Here is a 22737-nt window from a genome sequence, read left to right as displayed (position 1 = left end):
TTATAAAAATTATAAATAATGCTTTACATTTATTTTTTCTTATTTATAATTTTTATAAATAGCAAAGGAAAAAAATATGAGAAAAGCAAAAAACCCAAAAGAAGTTTTGGAACACTTGAAAAGTGACTTAGATAAGAGATTGTTAACTGGTGAAGAGCTAGAAAAGCTTAAACATCGTGAAAAAGATCATTATCATGGAATTCATCACTTTGATGAGTATGGAAATCATGATGATTATATGGAGGATGAATTCAAACCATCACACCATTTTAAATTTTCAAAAAAGAACTTAACTTTTAAAATTTCTTTAACAGCTGTGTTCTTAGCTCTATCAGTTGTTGTCAGCTTATTAGATATTTTATTAGAAACTTTGGCATTGCCTGTGGGAGATCAAGTTTTTATTCAAACAAGATTTCTAGATATAGTATTAGTTGTTACTTCTATTGCCACATTAGGGCCATTATTTAGTTCATTGTTAGGAGCAATTCAACCCATTATGCATAACTTAATTCATGGAATGGAACATGGTTGAATTCAGCCAATGCTTGATATGTTTCAAAATATTTTAATTGTTTGAGTTGTTTGATTAATTTTTTATATCATTTTTCAAAACTCTCCAATTCATCGTGACGAAAATAAGAAAGTTTATGAAACTAAAAGATGAGTGCCTATGCCAATTATTGTTTTAGTTGTAGCAATTATAGCTACAATAAGTTTTATTCTAGCTTTATATATTCAAAGTAAAGTTTCACCAAACTCACCACTTTTACCAGGTCATGATCACGATCATGATCACGACCATCACGGAATGTTAGAAACGATTGCAGGAGTTAATTTAAAAGTAGTTTTCGCTATTTTTGGATGAAATATCTTACGATACGGTATTGCATTTGTGCTGTTTGTTTTAATAGAGGGCAGAATGAGAATTATCAATCATCGTTATAAATAAAGTTTTAAACTAAAACCCTAACATTTAAGTGGTTTTAGTTTTTTTCTTACTCTAATTGTTATAAAATAGAATGTATATTGTGGGGTGTTGCAATGGCCGAATTTATTTCAAGAAAAGAACGTAATGCTGCTTTGATTGCTAATACAAATCAGGAAATCGAAAATTTAAAAAACTACAATGATATGGATAGTTATGTTTCATCAGTTTTGACAACCCTAAACATTGTTGACTCAAAATATTTTTCAAAAATATATGATGAGTTAAAGGCTGAATTTGATATTGGAAAATTTTATTTGGGAAAGGATAAGTCAAAATATATTATTAATCCAGAAGTTTTAATTAACATAAAAAATCAATATGACAAAATTATTTTGAACTCCATTAATAAAGTAAATCTGGATAATGATAAAATTATTAAATCGCAGTTGATTTCTGATGATGACTTTTATATTGATGAAAATCGAATCATTTACGAAAATATTCGAAATATACAACTTGAGCAAAATCAAAAAAATAAAAACCAGGAAGAATTGAATCGAGATAAGAAAATTGCTCTTAGAAATGTTACAGAGAAAGAATTTAAAGCAATTAGAGAGAAAATCGGGACTAATCCAGCTTCGCAAGTATTTTTAAAAGGTCGAGATTCAGTTTATAAAAATATTCGTGAAATTTTAAAAAAGAGTGAAAATTATAAAGTCAAAACAAAATGATATGTAATTACAGCAACACTACTGATTGTTGTAATGGCACTTGCAATTGTAGTTCCCATATTTGTTTAAAAAGAAAGGTTCATTATGAGTAAAAAAATTATTGTTGCAGTTGATGGCACTTCAGGGTCTGGAAAAACTGAAACTTTTAAACGGGTAGCGGAAATTATTGGTTATGAATTTATTGATACCGGTTTAATGTACAGAGCATTTACATTATTGGCAATTAATGAGAAAATTGATTTTAATTCAACATTAGAGATAACAAGATTGATAGAAAAATTTAATTATCAAGTTAAAAATGGCAAACCATATTTAAATGGCAAAGAAATTGGAGACCGCTTAAGAGATAACGACATTGTTAAGTATATTAATTTTATTACTGTAGTTCCAGAAGTTAGAAATAAGATGGTTGAAGCTCAAAGAAAAATGGTTTTGGGTGGAGGATTTATTGAAGTGGGTCGTGATATTACATCAGTTGTCTTAACAGATGCTGATTTAAAAATTTATTTAGATTCATCAATCGAAGTTCGCGCTAAACGACGTTACGAGCAAAATCTTTTGCTAGGAATTACTGATGAAAGCTTGGAAGGTATTAAACAAGCCATTATCAAAAGAGATGCTACTGATAAAAATCGAGAAGTAGGCCCGTTAATTCTTACAAATGATGCTTGATTTATTGATAACTCAAATCTATCAATTGTAAATGTTGTAGATATGGTTGTTAAAAAAATAAAAGAAATGGAATTAAATTAATATGAGAAAAAAAGGAATTGTCGCTATTGTTGGAAGACCCAATGTAGGAAAATCTTCATTATTTAACAGAATTATTCGTGAAAAAAAATCGATAGTTGAAGATATTCCTGGAGTTACTCGTGATCGTATTTATGGTAATGCTGAATGATTAACTCGTCAATTTATTATAATTGACACGGGTGGAATTACTCTTGAAGATCAGCCTTTTGCTAAAGAGATTAAAATTCAAGCAGAAATTGCAATGACAGAGGCGGACGTTATTGTATTTTTATTAAATCATCAAGATGGACTGACAGACGAAGATAAAGTAATTGCACGAATTTTGTATAAAACTAAAAAACCAGTGATTGTAGCCGTTAATAAATATGATAAAAAAGGCTTATCAACTGATGCTTATGAGTATATGTCTATTGGATTAGGAGAACCAATTATGATCTCGTCAACTCATGGAATTGGAGTTGGGGACTTGTTGGATAAAATGATTGCGGAAATGCCCAAAATTGAAGACGAGATAAAAGACGATCGTACAAGAATGGCAATTATTGGAAAGCCCAACGTAGGAAAATCTTCTTTAGTCAATTCTTTAGTTGGAGAGGAACGAATGATTGTTTCAGAAATTGCTGGAACGACATTGGATGCAGTTGATTCTAACTTACAAGTGAATGGGAAAAAGTATACATTAATTGATACTGCGGGGATTCGTCGTAAAAGCAAGGTATTTGAAACAATTGAAAAGTATAGTTATTTGCGTTCGTTAACGACAATTAATAGCGCTGATATTGTTTTGTTAATGATTGACTCTTCTGTTAAAATTACTGATCAAGATACTAATATTGGTGGATTGGCTTATGAAGAGCGCAAGCCAATTATTATTATTGCCAATAAGTGAGATTTAGTCAAAGATAAAGAAAAGCAAATTTTAAAAAAAGAAGATGAAATTAGAGCATATTTTAAATATTTACAATATGCTAAAATTATTTTTGTTTCCGCTCATGATAAAACTCGAATTGGAAAAATTTTTGAAGCAGTAGAAGACGTCAAGGAGGCACTAAATAGAAAAATTAAAACTTCAGTATTTAATGAAGTCTTGAACAGGGCACAATTAATTAATCCTGCTCCAAATCACAATGGTGGCAGACTAAAAATTTATTATGGTTCTCAAGTTGAAGCTTATCTACCGACATTCGTAATGTTTGTAAATAACCCTAGTTATGTTCATTTTTCATATAAACGTTTTTTAGAAAATCAAATCAGATTACAATTTGGATTTGATGGTGTACCAATTACACTTCTATTTAGAGAAAGGAAATAATTTATGAATAAAAACGTCACAATTATTGGAACTGGAGCATATGGAACAGCTTTGGCAAATGTCCTTTCTGATAATGGTCATAATGTTTTGATGTATGGAATTGAAGAGACACAAGTAAATGATATTAATATCAATCATGAAAATTCATTTTTTTTTAAAAATATAAAAATTAACTCTAAAATTAAAGCAACTTCTGATCTTGCAGCAGCCTTAGAAAATACCGAAATTTTAATTTTGGGAGTACCTTCTTTTGCAATCAGAGGCGTACTTCAGGACATTAAAAAGTATGGTAAAAATGAAATGGTTATTGTTAATACTGCTAAAGGTCTTGACGACAAGGAATTGGGTCTGCTATCAGATGTTATTAAAAAAGAATTCGCTGGAACAGGATTAATGAAGTGCTACACAGCACTTTATGGCCCAAGTGTAGCTATTGAAGTTATTGAAAGAAAACCAACAGGGTTAATGTTAGTTAGCGATGATATTAATGCTGCTAGTGAAAATGCAAAAATTTTTACAAATGAATATTTTTTCGTATATCCTTGAGATGATATTGCGGGATGTGAAATTGGAGCAGCTTTAAAAAATACTGTAGCCATTGCTGCGGGAATTTTTAGTGGATTCAAAGCCGGAGATAATGCACAAGCATCATTAATTACTTTAGGATTAAATGAAATTTACATTATAGCAAAAGAATTTGGTGCAAAAGTTGAAACTTTTTTAAATTATGCGGGTTTGGGAGATTTAATTTTGACAGCTTCGTCAGTTAAATCTCGTAATTTTAGACTAGGGGTGGCAATTGTTGAGCAAGGTGACGCAAAAACTGCACTATTAAATACCCAATATACTGTTGAAGGAGTTGCATCTGCTGAAATTGCATATAAAATCTGCAAAAAAATGAAAATAAGTAGTTCGCTTTTCGAAATTATATATGAAATTCTATATAATAATAATAGGCCAATATCACTGATAAATAATGTTTTTAAAAATGTGAATCTGGTTTAAATAAAAACACATTTATTTAAAGTTAAATTAGATAAGAGGGAAAATATGACAAAAAAAGAATTAATTGAAGAAATTTTAACTAATGAAGATATTTCAAAAACACAATGCGAAGATATCGTTAATACAATTTTTGAAAAAATTGGAAACGAATTAGCTTCAGGAAAAGAAGTATCAATTGCTGGATTTGGTAAATTCGGTATTAGTGAAAGATCATCACGTGAAGGTGTTAATCCAAGCACTGGTGAAAAAATTACTATTAAAGCTTCAAAAAGTGCGAAATTTAAACCAGCTAAACAATTAAAAGAATCACTAAACAAATAAGAAAAAAACATATAAAATTAAAAGTAAGGGTTTGAAAACCTTTGCTTTTAATTTTATATAAGGAGACAAATATGTTAATAGATTTGCTAAAAAAAGGAGTTATATCAAAGGATAATTTACTTTTTGATAACTATAAAAAAATAGACTTAAATGAAAAGCAGGTAATGATTGTTAAAATGATTATGCATATTAGCAAAAGCGAAAATAAGTTTGTTACTCCAAGAGTAGTAGCAACAAAAATGACGCTAAGCGAAACAGAAATAGAAAATGAAATTGAAGACATGATTGAAAAAGGATTAGTTAAAATTGTTGCAAAAAATATTGATTTTTCACCATTGTTTTTAAAACTCGCGATAACTTCTGAGCAAGAATATTTAGCTCTTGAGGATAAAAGTTTTATTGCCACAATTCAAGACCAATTATCATTTGAACTTGAAGAAGAGCAAATCAAAGAGCTGGCCAATATTATTAATGTTAATGTTTCAAAAAAACAGTTGTTGGAAATTTTAGGTTCTGAAGACACTATTAATACTTACAGTGAGTTTGTTAAGCGTATTGGCAAATTAATTAACAATAAGCCAAAGGGGATCACCAAATTTAACTGACTAGACAATTAAGAAATTTAAGATAATCAAGTTTTAGTTCGTATGTTAAATACAATTTATAAGCGTTTTCTTCAAATCATTTATATGAAATGCGTTTTTTGATATTATTTGCATACTCTTTAATCTTTAAAAAATCTATAATAAAAAATTCTTCATATTTTCCAAAATAAATAATTACAAAGCTAATACCTTTAAAATAACAAACATAACTAAGTTTTGTTTGTTGATTTTTTCGTAACCCTTTGAAGTCAAAGTAGTCTTGATAAGTTTCTTTTGCTTCAAATTCAAAGTATTGACCTTGATAAACGCCAATATAATCACAATTAAAGTTTTCTTTAAAATTGGCATTAATAATTTTTTTGTTATTGGTTTGAACTAAATTAATATTTGTGGGAATTTTTGTCACCAAACAAAGTTTTTCTTTCAAATATTTTTGATTAGTAATGTTAATAATGGTTTCCAAATATTGGCCCAAATTGTTAATAGGATGCATTTATTCACCTCAATAAGAATTAGAAAAATGCTAAAATTATTTATGAAAGTAGGTAAAATATGAAAATAAATCCAAAGTTAACTGCAGAAGAAATCTTAGAGACTGAATTTTTAGTTGAACTAAAAGGATATAGAATTGAAGAAGTTGATGATTTTTTAGATACTATTCGTCAAGATTATATTCTATTTACCGAAACTCTAAAAATTCTTGAAAGCGAAAATCAAATGCTTCAAAAAGAAAACCAAAATTTGCTTCAGGAAAAAAATGATTTAGTTGTTTTGAATAAAGCTCTGAAATCAGAAAGTCATGCCAAAGAAATCGAAGAAGTATCAAACGGGGCTTTTATTAAAAGAATTGCCAATATTGAAAAATTATTGCACGACGTTGATAAAAATATTAAAAAAATGAAAAGTGAAAAATAATTTAAATTGATTTCTTTTAAAGTATTAAAAGTGATAATAATAAGATAAAATAAATAAGAGATTTTGAGGGTCAATCGCTATACTTTAAAGATAGTATAGAGGAAAGTCCACGCTTGCACAATCTGCGATGATTGTAGTGATTATGCTAGTTGAAAAAATAAAACTAGGCAATATTTATATTGACGGCTTAACTAACCTAAGGGAAACTACGGTGATGTTATTAAAGTGCCACAGAGACGATTAAAGGGAAACCTGGAAATGGAACGCGGTAAACCCCATAAGCAAGAAACTCAAATTTTGGTAGAGGAGTTTAACTAATAGAAATGAATATTAGTTAGAAGCGAAAGCTAGATAGATGGTTGACACTGGGAACAGTACAAAACGTGGCTTATTATCAAAATCTCATCATATTTTTTAATAGGTCGTGGTGATAAAATGAATACTAATGTAAAACAAATTATTGAAATTCTTAAGCAAAGAAATTTAAAAATTTCAGCTTGTGAATCTTTTACAGGTGGACTGTTTAGCTCTACTTTTACTGATGTTGCTGGAGCAAGTAAAGTATTTGTTGGATCATTTATCTGCTATAGTAATGAATTTAAAATTAAACAAATTAAAATAGCAAAACAAGTTATTAAAAAATATGGGGTAATTTCGCAAGAATGTGCTGAAGCAATGGCTTTTAAAACAAATAAAAAACTCAAAACAAATTTATGTGTAAGTTTTACTGGGAATGCCGGGCCATCATCATTTGAAAATCAGCCAGTTGGTTTAAGTTATATTACGATTTATTACTTAGGAAAGCAATGAACCTTTAAATTTTTTAAACCTAATTTAACAAGAGAAAGATATAAACAAGAAGCAGTGGCCTTTGTATTAACAAAAATTATTGAAATTCTCCAATAGTTTTTGTTTTTTTTCTAATTCTTATTGGAATGGAGAAAAATATGAGTAATATAAACTTATTAAATAGAAAAGGAGTTTTCAAAAATGAGCAAAGATAGTCAAAACATTTGAGAAAACGAAACTCTTAAAACAGTTTTAAAAGATATTGAAAAAAGTTTTGGTAAAGGTGCAATTATGAAATTGGGAGATAATCAAGATCTCGCAATTGAAACAATTTCATCAGGAAGCTTTTTAATAGATCAGGCAATCGGAATTGGTGGTTATCCAAAAGGGCGAATTATCGAAATTTTTGGTCCTGAGTCATCAGGAAAAACAACTTTAGGATTACATGCTATTGCTCAAGCACAAAAAAGTGGAGGAACTGCAGCTTTTATTGATGCCGAACATTCCCTAGACCCTAATTATGCAAAACGTTTAGGTGTTGATATTGACAATCTTCTAGTTAGTCAACCTGACCATGGAGAACAAGCTTTGGATATCTTGGAATTACTAGTACGTTCAGAAGCGTTGTCTATCATTGTAATTGATTCTGTAGCAGCTCTTGTTCCAAAAGCAGAACTTGAAGGTGAAATGAGTGATCAATCAATTGGTTTACAAGCACGACTAATGTCTAAAGCACTACGAAAGTTGAATGGAATTATATCAAAAACAAATACTGTTGTTATTTTTATTAATCAGCTACGAGAAAAAGTTGGTATTATTTTTGGAAATCCTGAAATTACTCCAGGTGGACGTGCATTACGCTTCTATTCTTCTATAAGATTAGAAGTTCGTAAAGGAGAACAAATTTCAGTTAATGGTGAAGTTACAGCTAATAAAATTAAGGCTAAAGTTGTTAAAAATAAAGTTTCAGCACCATTTAAAACAGCATTGATAACTATTAATTACAATCAAGGAATTGATCGCAATAATGAAATTTTAGAATTGGCAACTTTGTATAAAGTAATTGAAAAGTCTGGAGTCTGATATTCTTATGAGGGTGAAAAAATTGGTCAAGGAAGACAAGCAGTAAGTAACTGAATGAATAACAATCTTGAAAAAATGAAATCTATTGAGGCCAAGGTTCGTGAATTAAGCAAATAAACCAACAGTGTTTGGTTTTTATTTTGATAAAGACTATAATAGTATATGCATGGTAAAACATGTATCCACGCTTTTTTAACAAAGGAGTTAAAATGGTACAAATAATTATTATTGCAATTTTAACAATTGCAATAATTGGAGCAGCCAGCTTAATTATTTGAATGTTGGTTTCAAAAAGCCGTAAACATCAAATTGAAAAAGCTATCAAGGTTGCAAAAATCGAACGAAAACAAATTCTTGGTAGTGCTTATCGAGAAATAAATGATATAAAATTAGCATTTGAAAAAGAAAAAGAATTTGAATTTTTGGAAATAGCAAATGAAAAAACTCGAATTAAAAATCAGCTATCGGCAATTGAAAAAGATCGTGAGCGCTTGGAGTTAAAAGAAAAGCGCTTGGAATTAAAAGAAAACGACTTAGAAAAACGTGCAAAAGAGTATGATAAACGAATTTCAGAGATTATCAGTTTATTAGAACAAATTTCAGAAATGAGCAAAGAAGAAGCAAAAGCTTTATTGCTAAAAAAAGTCGAGCAAAAATCATCTAAGGAATTGAGTACTTTTATAAAGAATGCAGAATTAGTTGCACATTCTAGGGCAAAGGCAATTTCGGATCAGATTATTATTGGGGCGATGGAAAAATATACAACAAATGTTGTAAATGAAAAAACATCAAACATTGTAAAACTTCCATCTGATGAAATGAAGGGCCGTGTTATTGGAAAAGATGGTCGTAACATTAAAGCTTTTGAACAATATGGTGGAGTTGATATTTTAGTTGATGAAACTCCTGGAGTTGTAACTATTTCTTCATTCAATCCCATTCGTCGCGAAATAGCTACTCGAACACTGGAAAAATTAATTGCAGATGGAAGAATTCAGCCAGTTAAAATCGAAAGTGAGATTGAAAAACAGCGTCTTGAATTAGAAGATATAATTATTGAAACAGGATATCAGACAATTCGCGAACTAAATATTTCTAATATGGATATTGAATTAGTTAAGTTAATTGGGCGTTTAAAATATCGAACAAGTTATGGACAAAGTGTGCTTATGCATTCTTTAGAAGTAGCAAAAATTGCTGGAGCAATTGCTGCAGAATTGAAACTAAATATTAAGGAAGCAATAAGAGCAGGCCTTCTTCATGATATTGGAAAAGCAGTGGATTTTGAAGAAGAAGGAAGTCATGTTTTACTTGGAGTTAAAATTGCAAAAAAATATGGTGAAAGTGAAATCGTCATTAATGCAATTGAATCACATCACGAGGATGTTCCAAAGAATAGCGAAATTGCTGCTATTGTTTCAATTGCTGATTCAATTTCAGCATCTCGACCAGGAGCTCGTAACAATACAATATCAGAATTTATTTCTAGGATGACTGAAATTGAAAAAATTGGAAATGATATTCCAGGTGTTAACCAAACATACGCTTTACAATCGGGTCGTCAAATTCGAGTAATTGTAGATCCTATGCAAGTTAGTGATGCCGAACTTTATCAAATTGTTGAAAAAGTTAAAGAAGGGGTATTAAAAGCAGTTATTGTTCCTGGAGAAATTACAATTACCGTTATTCGTGAAAAAAGAGAAATTTATATAATAAAATAAAAAACTGTTACTTTGCAATAAAAGTAACAGTTTTTAAATTTAATACTCGTTTGTTATTGTAGTTTACAATAGTCTCAATAGTTTCATATCCTGCAGACATTAAAATTGACTTAAACTCATCAACTCCATATCAATTAAGATTAAATTGCTGAATTTCCTGAGATGCAATTTCATTATTTTTATACAAAGTATAGTTTATTTGCGAATATGTTTTTTGCTTTAATCAATCAATTTCTTTAGAATAACTTTTAAGTAAAATATTTTCGGTCTTGCTAATTGGATAGCTATATTCATGCATTTGCCCACTTTGATAAGAAGTCGGATATATTAAATCAATATAAAGTTTTCCAGAATTTGTTAAGTGGTTTTTAAAATTTTGCAAAATGGCTAGCATTTCTTCACGACTTTCAACCAAACACAAACTTCCGTTTGGCATAATAATAGCTTCAAACTTTTTTGCAATCGCAAAATCTTTTAGATTGCCTAAAACTAATTGCGTTTTACAGTTATACTTTTCACAATTTTGCTGACAAATCGCTAGCATTTCTTGAGAAAAATCTATACCAATAATGTTAATACCTCTACGTAAAAGAGGTATTAACATTCTTCCATTCCCAACTCCAGCTTCCAATATTAAGCCATCAACTGGCAATAATTGATTGGTATAAAATTCAATATCTCCATCAATACTTGTACCGGGAGGCTTTGTCAAATTATAAATTTGAGAACTTAGAGTACCATAATAATTTTTTTCCATCTTAAACATCCCACCTATAAAAAGATTATATCTAAAACAAAATCAAGTAAAATAATATTGGAAGTGATTTAAATGAAAAATATTGATCAGATTAAGAAAGAATTAATCTCTAATCATTGTTCAAACTTTGAACTGATAGAAAAAAGAGAGTTTACTAGAGCTCTAAACATGATATTTGATTTGGAAAAAATGTTGTATTTAATTGTTGGCTCAATTGATAATGAACCATGATTGCTATTGTTAACTGATCAAAGAATTATTATGATTCAAAAAGAAACTGAAATGGGAAGTTTTATTCAGCAGTATGGTTTAGAAGAAGTTAATGATTTAAAACTTGATAGTTTTGGAAAGATTGCTGCGCTGACTTTTATTTTTGAAAATAAATCTTTGATAAAAGTGGACTATCTTAGTTTAAAACAGGCTAATGAATTTGGTCGTTTATTAGTTGAAGCTATTGAAAATTGAACGAATAAACTAGACCAGTTTTTGGTATAATTAAAAGAACTAATAAATAATATATTAAAAGGAGAATTACAAATGGCATTTGGAGATTTTTTATCAAAAAGAATGAAAAAATCGATTGAAAAAAATATGAAACAATCGACTTTGCACGCAGACAATATTAAAGATACACTCAGAGAAATTAGACTTGCTTTGTTAGAAGCAGATGTTAACGTTGATGTTGTTAAAGCTTTAATTGCTAACATTAAAGAAAAAGCTGAGGGTGGATATATTGAAGAAGGAGTTAAGGCTCATCAGCAAATGGTTAAATTAGTTCATGAAGAATTAATTACTGTTTTGGGAAAAGAAAATGCTCCATTAAACTTATCAAAAAAGCCAACTGTAATTATGATGGTTGGATTACAGGGGTCCGGAAAAACTACAACAACTAATAAATTGGCATATTTGTTATCGAAAAAAAATGCTAAAAAGCCATTGATGGTTGGATTAGATATTTATCGTCCGGGGGCAATTGATCAATTAATTGAATTGGGGCAAAAAAGCAATATTCCTGTGTTTGAAAAAGGAAAACAGTCGCCATTAAAAACAGCCAAGCAAGCAATTGAATTTGCAGAAAATAATGGTCATGATGTAGTCTTATTAGATACTGCGGGTCGTTTGCAAATTGATAAAGAATTAATGAACGAATTGAATGAGTTAAGAAAGTCAACTTCGCCAAGTGAAATTTTGTTAGTAGTTGATGGGATGATTGGACAAGAAATTATTAATGTGACAAACGAATTTAATAGTTTGTTGAAATTATCAGGAGTTGTTGTAACTAAATTAGATGGAGATGCTCGTGGAGGTGCGACTTTATCAATTTCATATATGACAAAACTACCAATTAAATTTATTGGTGAGGGTGAAGGAATTAACGCCTTAGCTCCATTTTATCCTAAGCGTATGGCTGATCGTATTTTGGGAATGGGTGATATTGAAACTCTTTTTGAAAAAGCTGTTGAAAATATTGATGAGCGTTCAATGCAAAAAACTATGAAACGTATGTTTATGGGTCAATATGATTTAGAAGATTTACGTAACCAACTTGGACAAATGGCTAAAATGGGGTCATTGAGTGGACTTATGAAAATGATTCCTGGAGCTGGTAAATTGTCAGAAACTCAAATTGAGGATGCTCAACGTAAATTGGTAGTATTTTCAATTATTATGGATTCAATGACTTTGAAAGAACGTCGTGAACCTAAGCTATTAAAATCACTAACTCGTAAAAATCGTATTATCAGGGGATCTGGTCGTACAGAAAAAGAATTTAATGAATTAGTGAATAACTTTGAAAAAGGTAAAAAGCAAGTTATGGAAATGACAAAAATGATGAAACAAGGTAGAATGCCTAATTTTGGCGGAAGAGGATTTTAGTGAAAATTAAAATTTTTTGTTTTGGAAAACTTGATAAAAAATTTTTTTTGGAAGCCTTTAATGATTATGCAAAAAGAATTTCCAAATTTGCAGCTTTAGAAATTATTGAGCTTAAAGAAGAATTTGTTGGGGAAAACAATAAAAACTCTGAAATAAACTCCAATCATTTATTTGATAAACTGGAAAAAATTCGTGATTTTGAAATTGTTGTTTTAGATGTCAAATCAAAGCAAGTTTCATCGGAACAATTTGCTGAGATAATTGACAATAATAAAAATTACAAATCAGGAAAAATGGCATTTATTGTTGGGCCAAGTGATGGCTATTCGCAAAAATTTTTAAGCAAGTATTCGCAAAAAATATCTTTGGGTTCAGTAACGCTACCGCATCAACTCTTTAGAGTTATTTTAGCAGAACAAATTTATCGCGGATTGAAAATAATCAATAATGAAAAATATCATAAATAGTTTTTAAGGTGTTAAGTTAAATAACTTGACACCTTTTGCTTTTTTGTGTATGATAATAAAGGTTTAAAAAATAAGAAAATATAGGAGGTATACTATGGTTAAATTAAGATTAAAAAGAATTGGTAAAAAACAAGCTCCTTTCTACAGAATTGTAGCTGCTGATTCTCGTGTTAACCGTAATGGACAATATATCGAATTGGTAGGTACATTTGATCCATTAAAAAACGAAGTAAAAATTGATAAAGAGTTGGCCTTAAAATGGTTACAAAATGGAGCTCAACCAACTGATACAGTTAGAGATTTATTTTCAAAAGAAGGTGTAATGAAAGAATTACATGAAGCAAAATTGGCTGCTAAATCTGGAAAAGAGCCAAAAGTAAAAAAAGAAGAGAAAGCTAAAGTCGCTAAACCAGCTACAAAAAAAGTAGTGGTTAAGGCAGATAAGCAAGCAGAAGCAGAAAAAGCTGTTAAAGCAGCTGAAGCTAAAGTTGTAAAAGAAACAGCTGAAGCACAACAAGCAGCAGTAGAAGCTAATAAAGCTATTGAAGCAGCAAAAGTAGCTGAAGCAATCGCTGTAGCAAAAGCAAAAGAAGCTGAAGAGGCAAAAGCTCTTGCAGAAAAAGAAGCTAAAGAACAAGCAGAAGCAGAAAAAGCAGCTAAGGAGTTAGCTGTTAAATATGCTAAAGAAATTGCAGCATCAGAAGCAAAAACAGAAGCAGAAGTAGAAAAAGTTAAAAAAATGTCTACAAAAGAAAGAGCTGAATTGGATGGTTCAGAATCAATTGATGAGCCAAGAAGTGAATTACAAAAACATGCTAACAAAATGCGTGCAATTGCAATCGCAAGAGACATTAAAATTAAGGATTCAAACTTAAGAGATATGACAAAACAGGAATTAGTAAAATTCATGAAGCAAGTATCTGTTAAATTAAACAAATAGTAATTTCAAAATAATAAATGGTTAAAATTGACTTTGAAACTTTAAACCCAAAGCTCGATTTAGATAGTGAGGTATAATAATGAACCTGGAAAAAGATTTATTAAGTATCGGTACTATTGTTAATACTTTTGGAACAAAAGGATTTGTTAAAGTAGTCTTGAATAAAGAAATTGAAGTTATTAACGAGTTATCAACAATCAAGTTGTTATTTGTGAAAAATATTTCAAAATCGCTTCAACCATTACAAATTGAGAAAGTAGAATTTAAAAATGAAATTTTATTACTGAAGTTTGTTGACTTAAATGAAATTAATCACGTTATAAAATTTAAAGGATTGCAAATATATTCATTAACATCAGACCGTGTTTTTAAATATAAACCAATGATGACTTCTTATAAAGTAATTTATAATGAAGAAATTGGAAAAATTTTAGAAGCATTTAATAATGGGGCACATGATGTTATTAAAATTAGCTTAAATAGTCAAAAGGCATTTTGAGTTCCATTAGTCGACGTTTATTTTAAAAAAATTGATCATGAAAAACAAGTGATTGTTTTAAAAAATTTGGAGGAATTAAAATAATGAAGTATTCTATTATCACATTATTTCCTCAAATTATTCAAAGCTATATTAGTGAATCAATCATTAAAAAAGCGACCGAACGTCAATTAATAGATTTAGAGGTTATTGATTTACGAAATTTTACAACTTTGGCGCATAACCAAATTGATGAATATCAATATGGTGGTGGAAGAGGAATGGTTATTATGGCTGATCCGGTTGTTAAAGCAATTGAATCTGTTAGAACACCAACTTCCTTTGTAATCCTAACAACTCCACAAGGAAGGCCTTGAAAACAACAAGATGCAAAAAAGTATGCAAAAAATTATAATCACATAATTATTCTTTGTGGTCACTATGAGGGATTTGATGAGCGAGTTTTAAAATATGTAGATCAAGAAATTTCTATTGGTGATTATGTGTTAACTGGTGGAGAATTACCAGCTCTAGTGATTTTAGATTCAATTACAAGGTTAATTCCAAAAGTAATTAATCAGGAGTCACATGAGCAGGAAAGTTTTGAAAATAATTTATTGGATTATCCAGTTTATACAAAACCATACGATTTTCGTGGAGATACTGTTCCAGATGTATTATTGAGCGGTCATCATGCAAATATTCAAAAGTATCGTGATGAACAGCAATTATTAGTGACATTAAAAAAACGACCAGACTTAATTGATGAGTCTAAACTAAACAAAGTTCAGATAGAACTATTAAAAAAACTAAAACCGAAAGGAGAAAATTAATATGGCTACAAAAGCAACAAAAACAATGAAATCAAAATACGATATTGTAAATGATCAATTACGTAATGATTTACCAGATTTTACTTCTGGAGATACAATTAAAGTTGATGTAAAAATTAAAGAGGGAGAAAAATTCCGTATACAATCATTTGAAGGTTTAGTAATTAAAACTCAAGGATCAGGAATTTCCTATTCAGTTGTTGTAAGAAAAATGTCTAACGGAGTATTCGTGGAAAGAACTTTCCCATTGCATTCACCAATTATTGATAGTGTAACATTAATTAAACGTGGTAGAGTACGTCGTGCCAGAATTTACTACATCAGAAAACTTACAGGTAAAGCTGCAAGAATTAAAGAAATTATGCCAACTAGAGCTGAAACAGAAGCTAAAAAAGAAGCTAAAAAAGCTGCTAAAAAAGCTGTTAAATAGTTTTGGAAAATGAACATTCTTGTTCATTTTTTTGTTTTTTGGTACTGAAAAAGTTATAATTAAGAAGTTAAGAAGAGGTGTAAGCATGGGTGCAGAATTTAATTGATTTCCTGGCCATATGAATAAGGCATTAAAAGAAATTGAAAAGCGAATTCCTATTGTAGATCTTGTAATTGAAATAGTCGATGCTCGTGCACCGTATTCGTCACAAAACTTTACATTTCGTAAACTATTAAGAAGTAAGCCAGTTTTATACGTAATGTCAAAAGGAGATTTGGCAGATCCTGACATTACTAATCAGTGGATTGAGTATTTTAAGCAAAAAGGCCATGAAGTTTTGTTGTTAAATAACAAAAATCGGAATATTGTTAAAGAATTGATTCAAGCAATAGATCGTACTACAAAAGTAAAACAAGAGCGAGATCGCGCAAGAGGATTGGTAAATCCGCTAATCAATGCTTTAGTTATTGGAGTTCCAAATGTAGGCAAGTCAACGTTTATTAATCGTGTTATTAAAGACAAAAATGTTAAAGTTGGAAATAAGCCTGGAGTTACACGTGGAATTCAAACTATTGGTTTAAATCAACGTATTACTTTAATGGACACCCCAGGAGTATTACCAGCAAAATTAGAATCAGAAGCAACAGCAACAAACCTATGCGCAATAAACTCAATTAGAGAAGATGTGTACCCAAAAGAGCGAGTAGCTGGACGTATTTTGACTTATGTTTTTAATAACTATGAAAATTTAATTGAACAAGAATATAAAATTAGTCCTCATCTACAACGTCCAATAGAAGTTTTGGATACTTATTTACTATTTGAAATGATTGCTAAATCGCGTAAATGATTTTTGGCTGAAGATATGCCAGACGTTGAGCGAGTAATGACAACTTTAATAAGAAAATTTGCCGATGGCGAAATCGGGAGAATTTCTTTTGAAAAGCCCAATGAAATAGTTCCAGAAGAAATTGAAAAAAGTATTAAAGTTAAAAAAAATGATACTGGAGATATAACAAGTCAATGATAGATTATTCTCGAATATTGTTTGATGAAAATGTTCGTCAAAATTATGATGTTGAAACTATTGCGGGAAGTGACGAAGCTGGCAGGGGAGCAATGGCAGGACCAATTGTAGTGGCAACTGTCATTTTACCTAAGGATTACAAAAATCCTTTAATAAGGGACTCAAAAAAACTTGCCGAAAATTTGCGAGAAAGTTTGTATGAGGAAATTACTAAAGTCGCAATTGAATGACGAATTGCTATTTATGATGCAAAGGCAGTCGATAAACTAAACCCAAAGTATGCTAGCATATTGGGTATGATAAATTCAATTCAACAATTAGCAGTTAAACCAGATATCTGTCTTATTGACGGAGAAAAAATAAGCATAGCAAGTTATCAAACAATTCAATTGATAAAAGGCGATGATTTGAGTCAAACAATTGCAGCAGCATCAATTATTGCCAAAGTCACTCGTGATCGAATCATGCGAAAATATGCAAAAATATATCTTCAATATAATTTTGATAAGCATAAGGGGTATTGTACAAAAAAACATTGTGAAGAATTGTCTAAATATGGAATTACTGAAATTCACCGTAAGTCTTATAAACCAGTCAAAAATATAATGTTAACGAATAAATAGAAAAAAATATTTATTGTTCTTTTATATATTTTTAAAATGTATCAATATTCATTTTTAAAATTGCCATTCGATTAAAAACTTTTTTCTTAAATTAGGCCTAATACTTTGTGCCAAAGAGCAAAAAGGAGAAATATGAATTTAGTAAATATTATCGGTCAAATTGAAGGCGATGCAGAAGTCGCTTATACATCAAAAGATGGTACAAAAAAACTTTACAAATTTATTGTGAAAGTCCCGAAACCATTTAAAAGCAAAACCGGTCGTGAAAATGAGGATTTTATAAATATCAAAGCATGATCAACTGCAGTAAAAGATGAGTATGCATTACATGATCAGGCAATTGTAGGAATTGAAGCCAGAGTGCAATCTTTTGGTAATTCTGAAAGCACTCATTATGGCAATGAAATCGTCGCAAATCGAATAATTCATTTAAATTAATGGATAATGTTTTATTGTATTTTTCACTAAAGTATAACGGAGACTGAGATCAAATATATGATGCTTTAGAACGAAAAGAAAAAATTGACAGTGATGCCTTATTAGAATTGACGAGTTCTTTTAAGACGCAATTCATAACCATTTTAAGTCCGCTATATCCAAGTCATTTAAAACAGTCTCACAAACCACCGTTTGTTCTATTCTTTAAAGGGAGCATTTCCCTAATTAATAACTATCATCAAATTTTGGGCTGTCCTGATTCTCAAAATCAAGATGAGTATGGCAAAAAAAGTATAGAATATATTGTTTCTAAACTTGTAGCTGAACAAAGAATTATTTTGCTAGATATTTCAAAGCAAACCTCTAAGCCATCATTGAAAATATGCATTAAAAATAAGGGTCGAGTAATTATTGTTACTAAGGAAAAGTTGAGCCTATTTATTGAAAATAATTTAGAACTAATGACCCAACTTAATAGTCTTGATTATTTAGTTTTGTCAGAATATGAAGTAAGCGAAAATGAAGTATATGTAACAAATTTACAAGATGAGTATTTATACAGGTTAATGGTCGGTATTGCCAAAGCCCTTGTTATTTTTCAATCAAATGAAACTACTAAAATTAATAAAATTGTTAATTTGGGTTTGTCTGAGGGCAAAGATATTTTTGTAGTTCCTGAATTAATTTTTTCAAAGTATAAAATTAATAATGGTCTAATTAAACAGGGAGCAAAACTTATTGAATCAGCAAATGATATTTTAAATGATCTATAGATAAAATAAGCAAATCCCTTTTTGGGATTTGTTTTAGTTTATAGCATAAAAGTATTTAAAATGATAAAATCATTAAAATAGAAAATAGGTGAAGAATATTATGTCAGAAATAGATCACATTGAAGATGCGAAAGATCATGAAAAATATACAAGATCTTCTTCTCCAAAAGACCATATGGAAAAAATTTTAAATCCACAAGAGGAATCAGCAAGGGAATTTGTTGAATCTTCAAAAAAATTTAAAAAAGCCGGAAAGGGATCATTTTATAAGCTTGTTTTTAGATACATGATTAGAAATAAGTGATGAACAATTGGAATTTTTGTATCTGTAATTATTGTGGCAATGTCAACAGCAGTTACTCCTAAAATAATTGAGCAATTAATGATGTCTGTTAAGCACGAACTTGGGAGCTTGGAATCATTTGATAAATGATGAGGATTAAAATGACAAAGTGTTGTTTATATTCAAATAGGATTTTTAGTATTAATGGCTGCGTCTACATATTGTTCGCAATGAATTGCGGGAATGTTAGGAAAACAAATTGAAGTTGATTTGCGAAATGATATTACTAAAAAATTAGTTGAATTGGATATGTCATATTATTCAGATAAAAAAATTGGAGAAATTTTGACAAAAGTTATTTCTGACACGCAAATTTTAGGTGAGCAAACAGGAATTATTCCAGTTACAACATTGACAGCTTTATTAACTTTGGTTTTTTCAATTATTTCTTTAGCGACAATTGATGTTACATTAACTTTTGTGGCAATTGGATTATTTGTTCTTATTTTTTCATCTTTTGGATTGGCTTATGTGCCTTTGAAAAAGCTATTATATAATTTAAGAAAGTCAATTACTAAAACAAATGGTAGTGTAATTGATCGTATCAACACTGTAAAATTAATTAAGGCTTCAGGAACTGAAAAATATGAATCTGAGCGTTTTGTAGAAATGCACAAGGAATATCACGATAATTATAAAAAATTAACTTATTCACAATCAGTAATGATGACAATTTTATTTTTGGGAATCAATTCTATTCAAATTATTTTAATAGTAATTGCGGCTACTTTGTATAAAGATTCGCCAGAGTATTTAGAGTTGATTTTACCATCATTAATTATTGCAATTGGAATGATGATTGGTCCAATAATGGCTCTTTTAAGAGTAGTTGTTGGATTAATGCAAGCAGCAACTGCGGCAACGCGTATTGAAGAAATATTAGAAGAAAAAACACGTTTTAATAATCACTTTGAAGATAAGCAAGGAATTCATATCGAAAAAATTAGTGGAGATATTCATTTTAAAGATATTACTTTTTGTTATCCAGAAAAGCCCGACAAAGTTATTTTACCAAACTTTGATTTTACTTTGAAAGAAGGAAAGTCTTATGCATTTGTTGGAGAAACAGGAGCAGGTAAATCAACAATTTCTAAGCTATTATTAAGATTTTATGACCCAACTAGAGGACAAGTATTAATTAATAACGATATTGATTTAAGAGATATTTATTTATCATCATATTTAAATCACGTAGGATATGTTGAACAAGAGCCATCGATATTATTAGGTAATATTTATGATAACGTTAAGTATTCTAGATTTGAGGCAACTGATGAAGATGTTGTTAAGGCATGTAAAAAGGCAGAACTACATGAATTAATTATGAGCTGACCAGAAGGATATAATACAATTCTTGGAGAGCGTGGATTTATGTTATCTGGTGGACAAAAACAACGCTTAGTAATTGCGAGAATGTTTTTAAAAGATCCAAAAATTTTAATTCTTGATGAAGCGACTTCAGCCTTAGATAATATTGTTGAAAAAGAAATTCAAGGTAAACTTGACGAGTTAATGAAAGGTCGCACGACAATTTCGATTGCTCACCGTCTTTCAACAATAAAGAATGTTGATCAAATCATTGTATTGGGACCACAAAAAGGGATTGTTCAAATTGGAACATTTGAAGAGTTAAAAACAACACCAGGTCATTTCAAAAAATTATATGATGCTGGTCAATCTAAAAATGATTTATAGAATCGAAACTAGAAAGGGAAGATATTATGACTAAACAAAAAAACAAGATAAATTCACTTTTCAAGTTCGAGAGTGATAAAAAATTTACTTGAAAAAAAATGGGAAGTTTTGTCAAAATTATGAATGAAGCTGCTAGAGACAATATGTTTCTATTTTTATCAATGGTATTTATCACTATTTTTGATGCTTTATTAGCAGCGTTATTGCCAATAGCATCTTCAGAAATGATTAAGTTATTGATACCCAACAACTCTGATTCAATGACTCAAGGATTGCAAACTGGAATATTTTTGGGAATGACAATGTATTGATATAGTTGAATTTATGTAGTATTAGTTATTATGTCAATTATGTTAGTAGCTGAATACCTTACTAACGTGACTATTGGGCTTTTTTCAGTAAAAATTGAAGTTATGCAACGTAACAAAATTTTAATTTCGCTAGTCAATCAAGATGTTGAATTTTTCTTCGATCATGTGTCGGGAAATATTATGACTCGTTTGGTAGCGGATACACAGGGTCTGTCATTAGGAATTCAGCAATTTGTAACTAACATTATTTATTGCATTACAGGATTAGTAGCATCAGTTACAATTTTATTTTTGTACGGTCAGTTCTTAATAAGTGGAATTGCTGTTGGATATATTCTTTTTGTAATTATTATCGCAACAATCATATTTGTTTTTTTCAGAAGAAAGCTAATTATTGCTTTTGATATTAAGCGTGATGTTGATACTGATATGACTGATAGAATTGGAAATATTTCATTAATTAAAGCCAATGGTTTGGAAGAATATGAAATCCAACGTTTGGAAAAAATGAATGAAAAATATAATCGTTCTAGTGATGTTGTTGTTAGTTTATCTGCACTACTTAACTTATGAATTACAATTACAACATCATTTTTATCAACTTTGATTATTATTGTCGCAGCTTTAAGAGCAATTAGCGGTGATCAAACACTTTTAAAGGATTTGACATTGGCATTGCCTTTGCTTTCACAAATGGTTGTCGCAATTGTTATGTTAGTTCCAACATTGCGTGCTGCAGCACGTGCCTCAAATAGTGCCGATCGAATCGGACAACTAACTGAACCAATTCCAGAAATTGATCCAAATCTTGAAAAAGGTAAAATAATTGATTCCATTGAAGAAATCCAATTTGTTAATCTTCAATTCGCATATCCAAAGAAAAAAGAAAAAATTATTTTACCAACAATGAATTTTACTTTTAAAAAAGGACGTTCATATGCCTTTGTTGGTGAAACAGGCTCTGGAAAATCAACAATTGCAAGATTATTACTAAGATTTTATGATCCAATTCAGGGAGAAATTATTGTCAATAAAAAAGATAAGATGACAGAATTAAATTTACCTAATTATTTAAGTCACGTTGGATATGTTGAGCAAGAACCACAAATCTTTTTTGGGGATTTTTATGAAAATATTCGATATGCAAAATTTGATGCAACCAATGAAGAAATTTATGAGGCATGTAAAAAAGCAAAATTACATGATTTCATTTTAACATTGCCAGAAGGTTATGAAACAATTCTTGGACAAAGGGGATTCTTATTATCTGGGGGTCAAAAACAACGCTTAGTAATTGCCCGCGTATTTTTAAAAAATCCTGACTTAATTATTCTTGATGAAGCGACTTCAGCTTTGGATAATATTGTTGAAAAAGAAATTCAAGCTCAATTAAATGAATTAGTTTTAGGAAAAACAAGTGTTACAATTGCTCACCGTTTATCAACAATCAAGAATGTTGATGAAATTATTGTTCTTGGAGCAAATGGAACAGGAATTGTACAGACAGGAACTTTTGAAGAATTAATTAAAACTGAAGGTCACTTTAAAAAGTTATATGAAGCTGGACTAATGAAGTAGGTG

General features: G+C 29.8%; 26 protein-coding genes and 1 other RNA gene. 25 read left to right on the top strand and 2 right to left on the bottom strand.

Annotation, left to right across the window (positions count from 1 at the left end; all coding sequences use genetic code 4):
* Positions 1-76 precede the first annotated feature (76 nt).
* The 7 genes from CXP39_RS02570 to CXP39_RS02540 all read left to right on the top strand — a co-directional run bounded on the left by CXP39_RS02570 (position 77) and on the right by CXP39_RS02540 (position 5667).
* Positions 77-949 carry an ECF transporter S component gene (locus tag CXP39_RS02570; protein WP_027047982.1) on the top strand — a complete coding sequence of 291 codons (873 nt, stop codon included), beginning with the start codon at positions 77-79 and terminating at the stop codon, positions 947-949.
* A 92-nt stretch (positions 950-1041) separates the two neighbouring features.
* Positions 1042-1728 carry a hypothetical protein gene (locus CXP39_RS02565; RefSeq protein ID WP_027047983.1) on the top strand — a complete coding sequence of 229 codons (687 nt, stop codon included), beginning with the start codon at positions 1042-1044 and terminating at the stop codon, positions 1726-1728.
* A gap of 15 nt (positions 1729-1743) precedes the next feature.
* Complete coding sequence (gene cmk, locus CXP39_RS02560) at positions 1744-2412, top strand: (d)CMP kinase (RefSeq protein ID WP_027047984.1); 669 nt, start codon at positions 1744-1746, stop codon at positions 2410-2412.
* 1 nt (position 2413) lies between these two features.
* Positions 2414-3724 carry a ribosome biogenesis GTPase Der gene (gene der, locus CXP39_RS02555; protein ID WP_027047985.1) on the top strand — a complete coding sequence of 437 codons (1311 nt, stop codon included), beginning with the start codon at positions 2414-2416 and terminating at the stop codon, positions 3722-3724.
* A 3-nt stretch (positions 3725-3727) separates the two neighbouring features.
* Positions 3728-4729, top strand: coding sequence for an NAD(P)H-dependent glycerol-3-phosphate dehydrogenase (locus CXP39_RS02550; protein WP_027047986.1), 1002 nt, complete (start codon positions 3728-3730; stop codon positions 4727-4729).
* A 45-nt stretch (positions 4730-4774) separates the two neighbouring features.
* Positions 4775-5050, top strand: coding sequence for an HU family DNA-binding protein (locus CXP39_RS02545; protein ID WP_027047987.1), 276 nt, complete (start codon positions 4775-4777; stop codon positions 5048-5050).
* A 71-nt stretch (positions 5051-5121) separates the two neighbouring features.
* On the top strand, positions 5122-5667 hold the full coding sequence (locus CXP39_RS02540) for a DnaD family protein (RefSeq protein ID WP_027047988.1): 546 nt from the start codon (positions 5122-5124) through the stop codon (positions 5665-5667).
* Here CXP39_RS02540 and CXP39_RS02535 read toward each other — a convergent pair.
* On the bottom strand, positions 5648-6148 hold the full coding sequence (locus CXP39_RS02535; RefSeq protein WP_027047989.1) for a Holliday junction resolvase RecU: 501 nt from the start codon (positions 6146-6148) through the stop codon (positions 5648-5650). The two genes, CXP39_RS02540 and CXP39_RS02535, sit on opposite strands and share 20 nt — an antisense overlap.
* Positions 6149-6207: 59 nt before the next feature.
* On the opposite strand from CXP39_RS02535, the gene CXP39_RS02530 reads away from it, so the two are divergent.
* The 5 genes from CXP39_RS02530 to rny all read left to right on the top strand — a co-directional run bounded on the left by CXP39_RS02530 (position 6208) and on the right by rny (position 10163).
* Positions 6208-6570 (top strand): DivIVA domain-containing protein, encoded by a 363-nt coding sequence (locus tag CXP39_RS02530; protein ID WP_051591841.1) that lies wholly within the window; start codon positions 6208-6210, stop codon positions 6568-6570.
* Between the two features lie 62 nt (positions 6571-6632).
* An RNA gene (gene rnpB, locus CXP39_RS02525) (RNase P RNA component class B) lies at positions 6633-6966 on the top strand.
* Positions 6967-7005: 39 nt separating this feature from the next.
* Entirely contained in the window at positions 7006-7476 is a 471-nt protein-coding gene (locus CXP39_RS02520) for a CinA family protein (protein WP_036256196.1), read from the top strand.
* Positions 7477-7560: 84 nt separating this feature from the next.
* Positions 7561-8559 carry a recombinase RecA gene (recA, locus tag CXP39_RS02515; protein WP_027047991.1) on the top strand — a complete coding sequence of 333 codons (999 nt, stop codon included), beginning with the start codon at positions 7561-7563 and terminating at the stop codon, positions 8557-8559.
* Between the two features lie 92 nt (positions 8560-8651).
* The gene (gene rny / locus CXP39_RS02510; protein WP_036256199.1) at positions 8652-10163 is read left to right on the top strand and encodes a ribonuclease Y; all 1512 of its coding nucleotides are present in this window, start codon (positions 8652-8654) and stop codon (positions 10161-10163) included.
* Between the two features lie 7 nt (positions 10164-10170).
* Here the strand turns inward: rny and CXP39_RS02505 are convergent, their stop codons facing one another.
* Positions 10171-10920, bottom strand: a complete 750-nt coding sequence (locus CXP39_RS02505; protein WP_051591842.1) for a class I SAM-dependent methyltransferase — start codon at positions 10918-10920, stop codon at positions 10171-10173.
* 72 nt (positions 10921-10992) lie between these two features.
* Here CXP39_RS02505 and CXP39_RS02500 point away from each other — a divergent pair, with 72 nt between their 5' ends.
* The 13 genes from CXP39_RS02500 to CXP39_RS02440 all read left to right on the top strand — a co-directional run bounded on the left by CXP39_RS02500 (position 10993) and on the right by CXP39_RS02440 (position 22734).
* Positions 10993-11415: a PH domain-containing protein gene (locus tag CXP39_RS02500; protein WP_027047994.1), complete on the top strand. Its 423-nt coding sequence runs from the start codon at positions 10993-10995 to the stop codon at positions 11413-11415.
* A gap of 42 nt (positions 11416-11457) precedes the next feature.
* Positions 11458-12798, top strand: a complete 1341-nt coding sequence (ffh, locus tag CXP39_RS02495) for a signal recognition particle protein (protein WP_027047995.1) — start codon at positions 11458-11460, stop codon at positions 12796-12798.
* Positions 12798-13265 carry a 23S rRNA (pseudouridine(1915)-N(3))-methyltransferase RlmH gene (locus tag CXP39_RS02490; RefSeq protein ID WP_027047996.1) on the top strand — a complete coding sequence of 156 codons (468 nt, stop codon included), beginning with the start codon at positions 12798-12800 and terminating at the stop codon, positions 13263-13265. Before ffh ends, CXP39_RS02490 begins: the two co-directional genes overlap by 1 nt.
* Before the next feature lie 94 nt (positions 13266-13359).
* Positions 13360-14205, top strand: a complete 846-nt coding sequence (gene rpsP / locus CXP39_RS04100) for a 30S ribosomal protein S16 (protein WP_425437672.1) — start codon at positions 13360-13362, stop codon at positions 14203-14205.
* A gap of 79 nt (positions 14206-14284) precedes the next feature.
* A complete protein-coding gene (locus tag CXP39_RS02480) occupies positions 14285-14788 on the top strand; it encodes a ribosome maturation factor RimM (RefSeq protein WP_036256202.1) in 504 nt (167 codons plus the stop codon).
* On the top strand, positions 14788-15516 hold the full coding sequence (gene trmD / locus CXP39_RS02475) for a tRNA (guanosine(37)-N1)-methyltransferase TrmD (protein WP_027047998.1): 729 nt from the start codon (positions 14788-14790) through the stop codon (positions 15514-15516). Before CXP39_RS02480 ends, trmD begins: the two co-directional genes overlap by 1 nt.
* Position 15517: 1 nt before the next feature.
* The gene (rplS, locus tag CXP39_RS02470) at positions 15518-15946 is read left to right on the top strand and encodes a 50S ribosomal protein L19 (RefSeq protein ID WP_051591843.1); all 429 of its coding nucleotides are present in this window, start codon (positions 15518-15520) and stop codon (positions 15944-15946) included.
* Between the two features lie 85 nt (positions 15947-16031).
* Complete coding sequence (gene ylqF, locus CXP39_RS02465; RefSeq protein ID WP_027047999.1) at positions 16032-16976, top strand: ribosome biogenesis GTPase YlqF; 945 nt, start codon at positions 16032-16034, stop codon at positions 16974-16976.
* Entirely contained in the window at positions 16970-17596 is a 627-nt protein-coding gene (locus tag CXP39_RS02460) for a ribonuclease HII (protein ID WP_027048000.1), read from the top strand. The genes ylqF and CXP39_RS02460 overlap by 7 nt, the downstream gene beginning before the upstream one ends.
* Positions 17597-17728: 132 nt before the next feature.
* Complete coding sequence (locus CXP39_RS02455; protein WP_027048001.1) at positions 17729-18034, top strand: single-stranded DNA-binding protein; 306 nt, start codon at positions 17729-17731, stop codon at positions 18032-18034.
* Positions 18034-18807: a DNA-processing protein DprA gene (locus tag CXP39_RS02450; RefSeq protein WP_027048002.1), complete on the top strand. Its 774-nt coding sequence runs from the start codon at positions 18034-18036 to the stop codon at positions 18805-18807. The genes CXP39_RS02455 and CXP39_RS02450 overlap by 1 nt, the downstream gene beginning before the upstream one ends.
* A 175-nt stretch (positions 18808-18982) precedes the next feature.
* Complete coding sequence (locus tag CXP39_RS02445) at positions 18983-20845, top strand: ABC transporter ATP-binding protein (protein ID WP_051591866.1); 1863 nt, start codon at positions 18983-18985, stop codon at positions 20843-20845.
* A 26-nt stretch (positions 20846-20871) separates the two neighbouring features.
* Positions 20872-22734, top strand: a complete 1863-nt coding sequence (locus tag CXP39_RS02440; RefSeq protein WP_027048004.1) for an ABC transporter ATP-binding protein — start codon at positions 20872-20874, stop codon at positions 22732-22734.
* The last annotated feature ends 3 nt before the right edge of the window (positions 22735-22737 follow it).

The organism is Mesoplasma syrphidae (assembly GCF_002843565.1).
Lineage (GTDB): Bacteria > Bacillota_I > Bacilli_A > Mycoplasmatales > Mycoplasmataceae > Tullyiplasma > Tullyiplasma syrphidae.
This window is presented reverse-complemented; position numbering and strand designations above follow the sequence as displayed.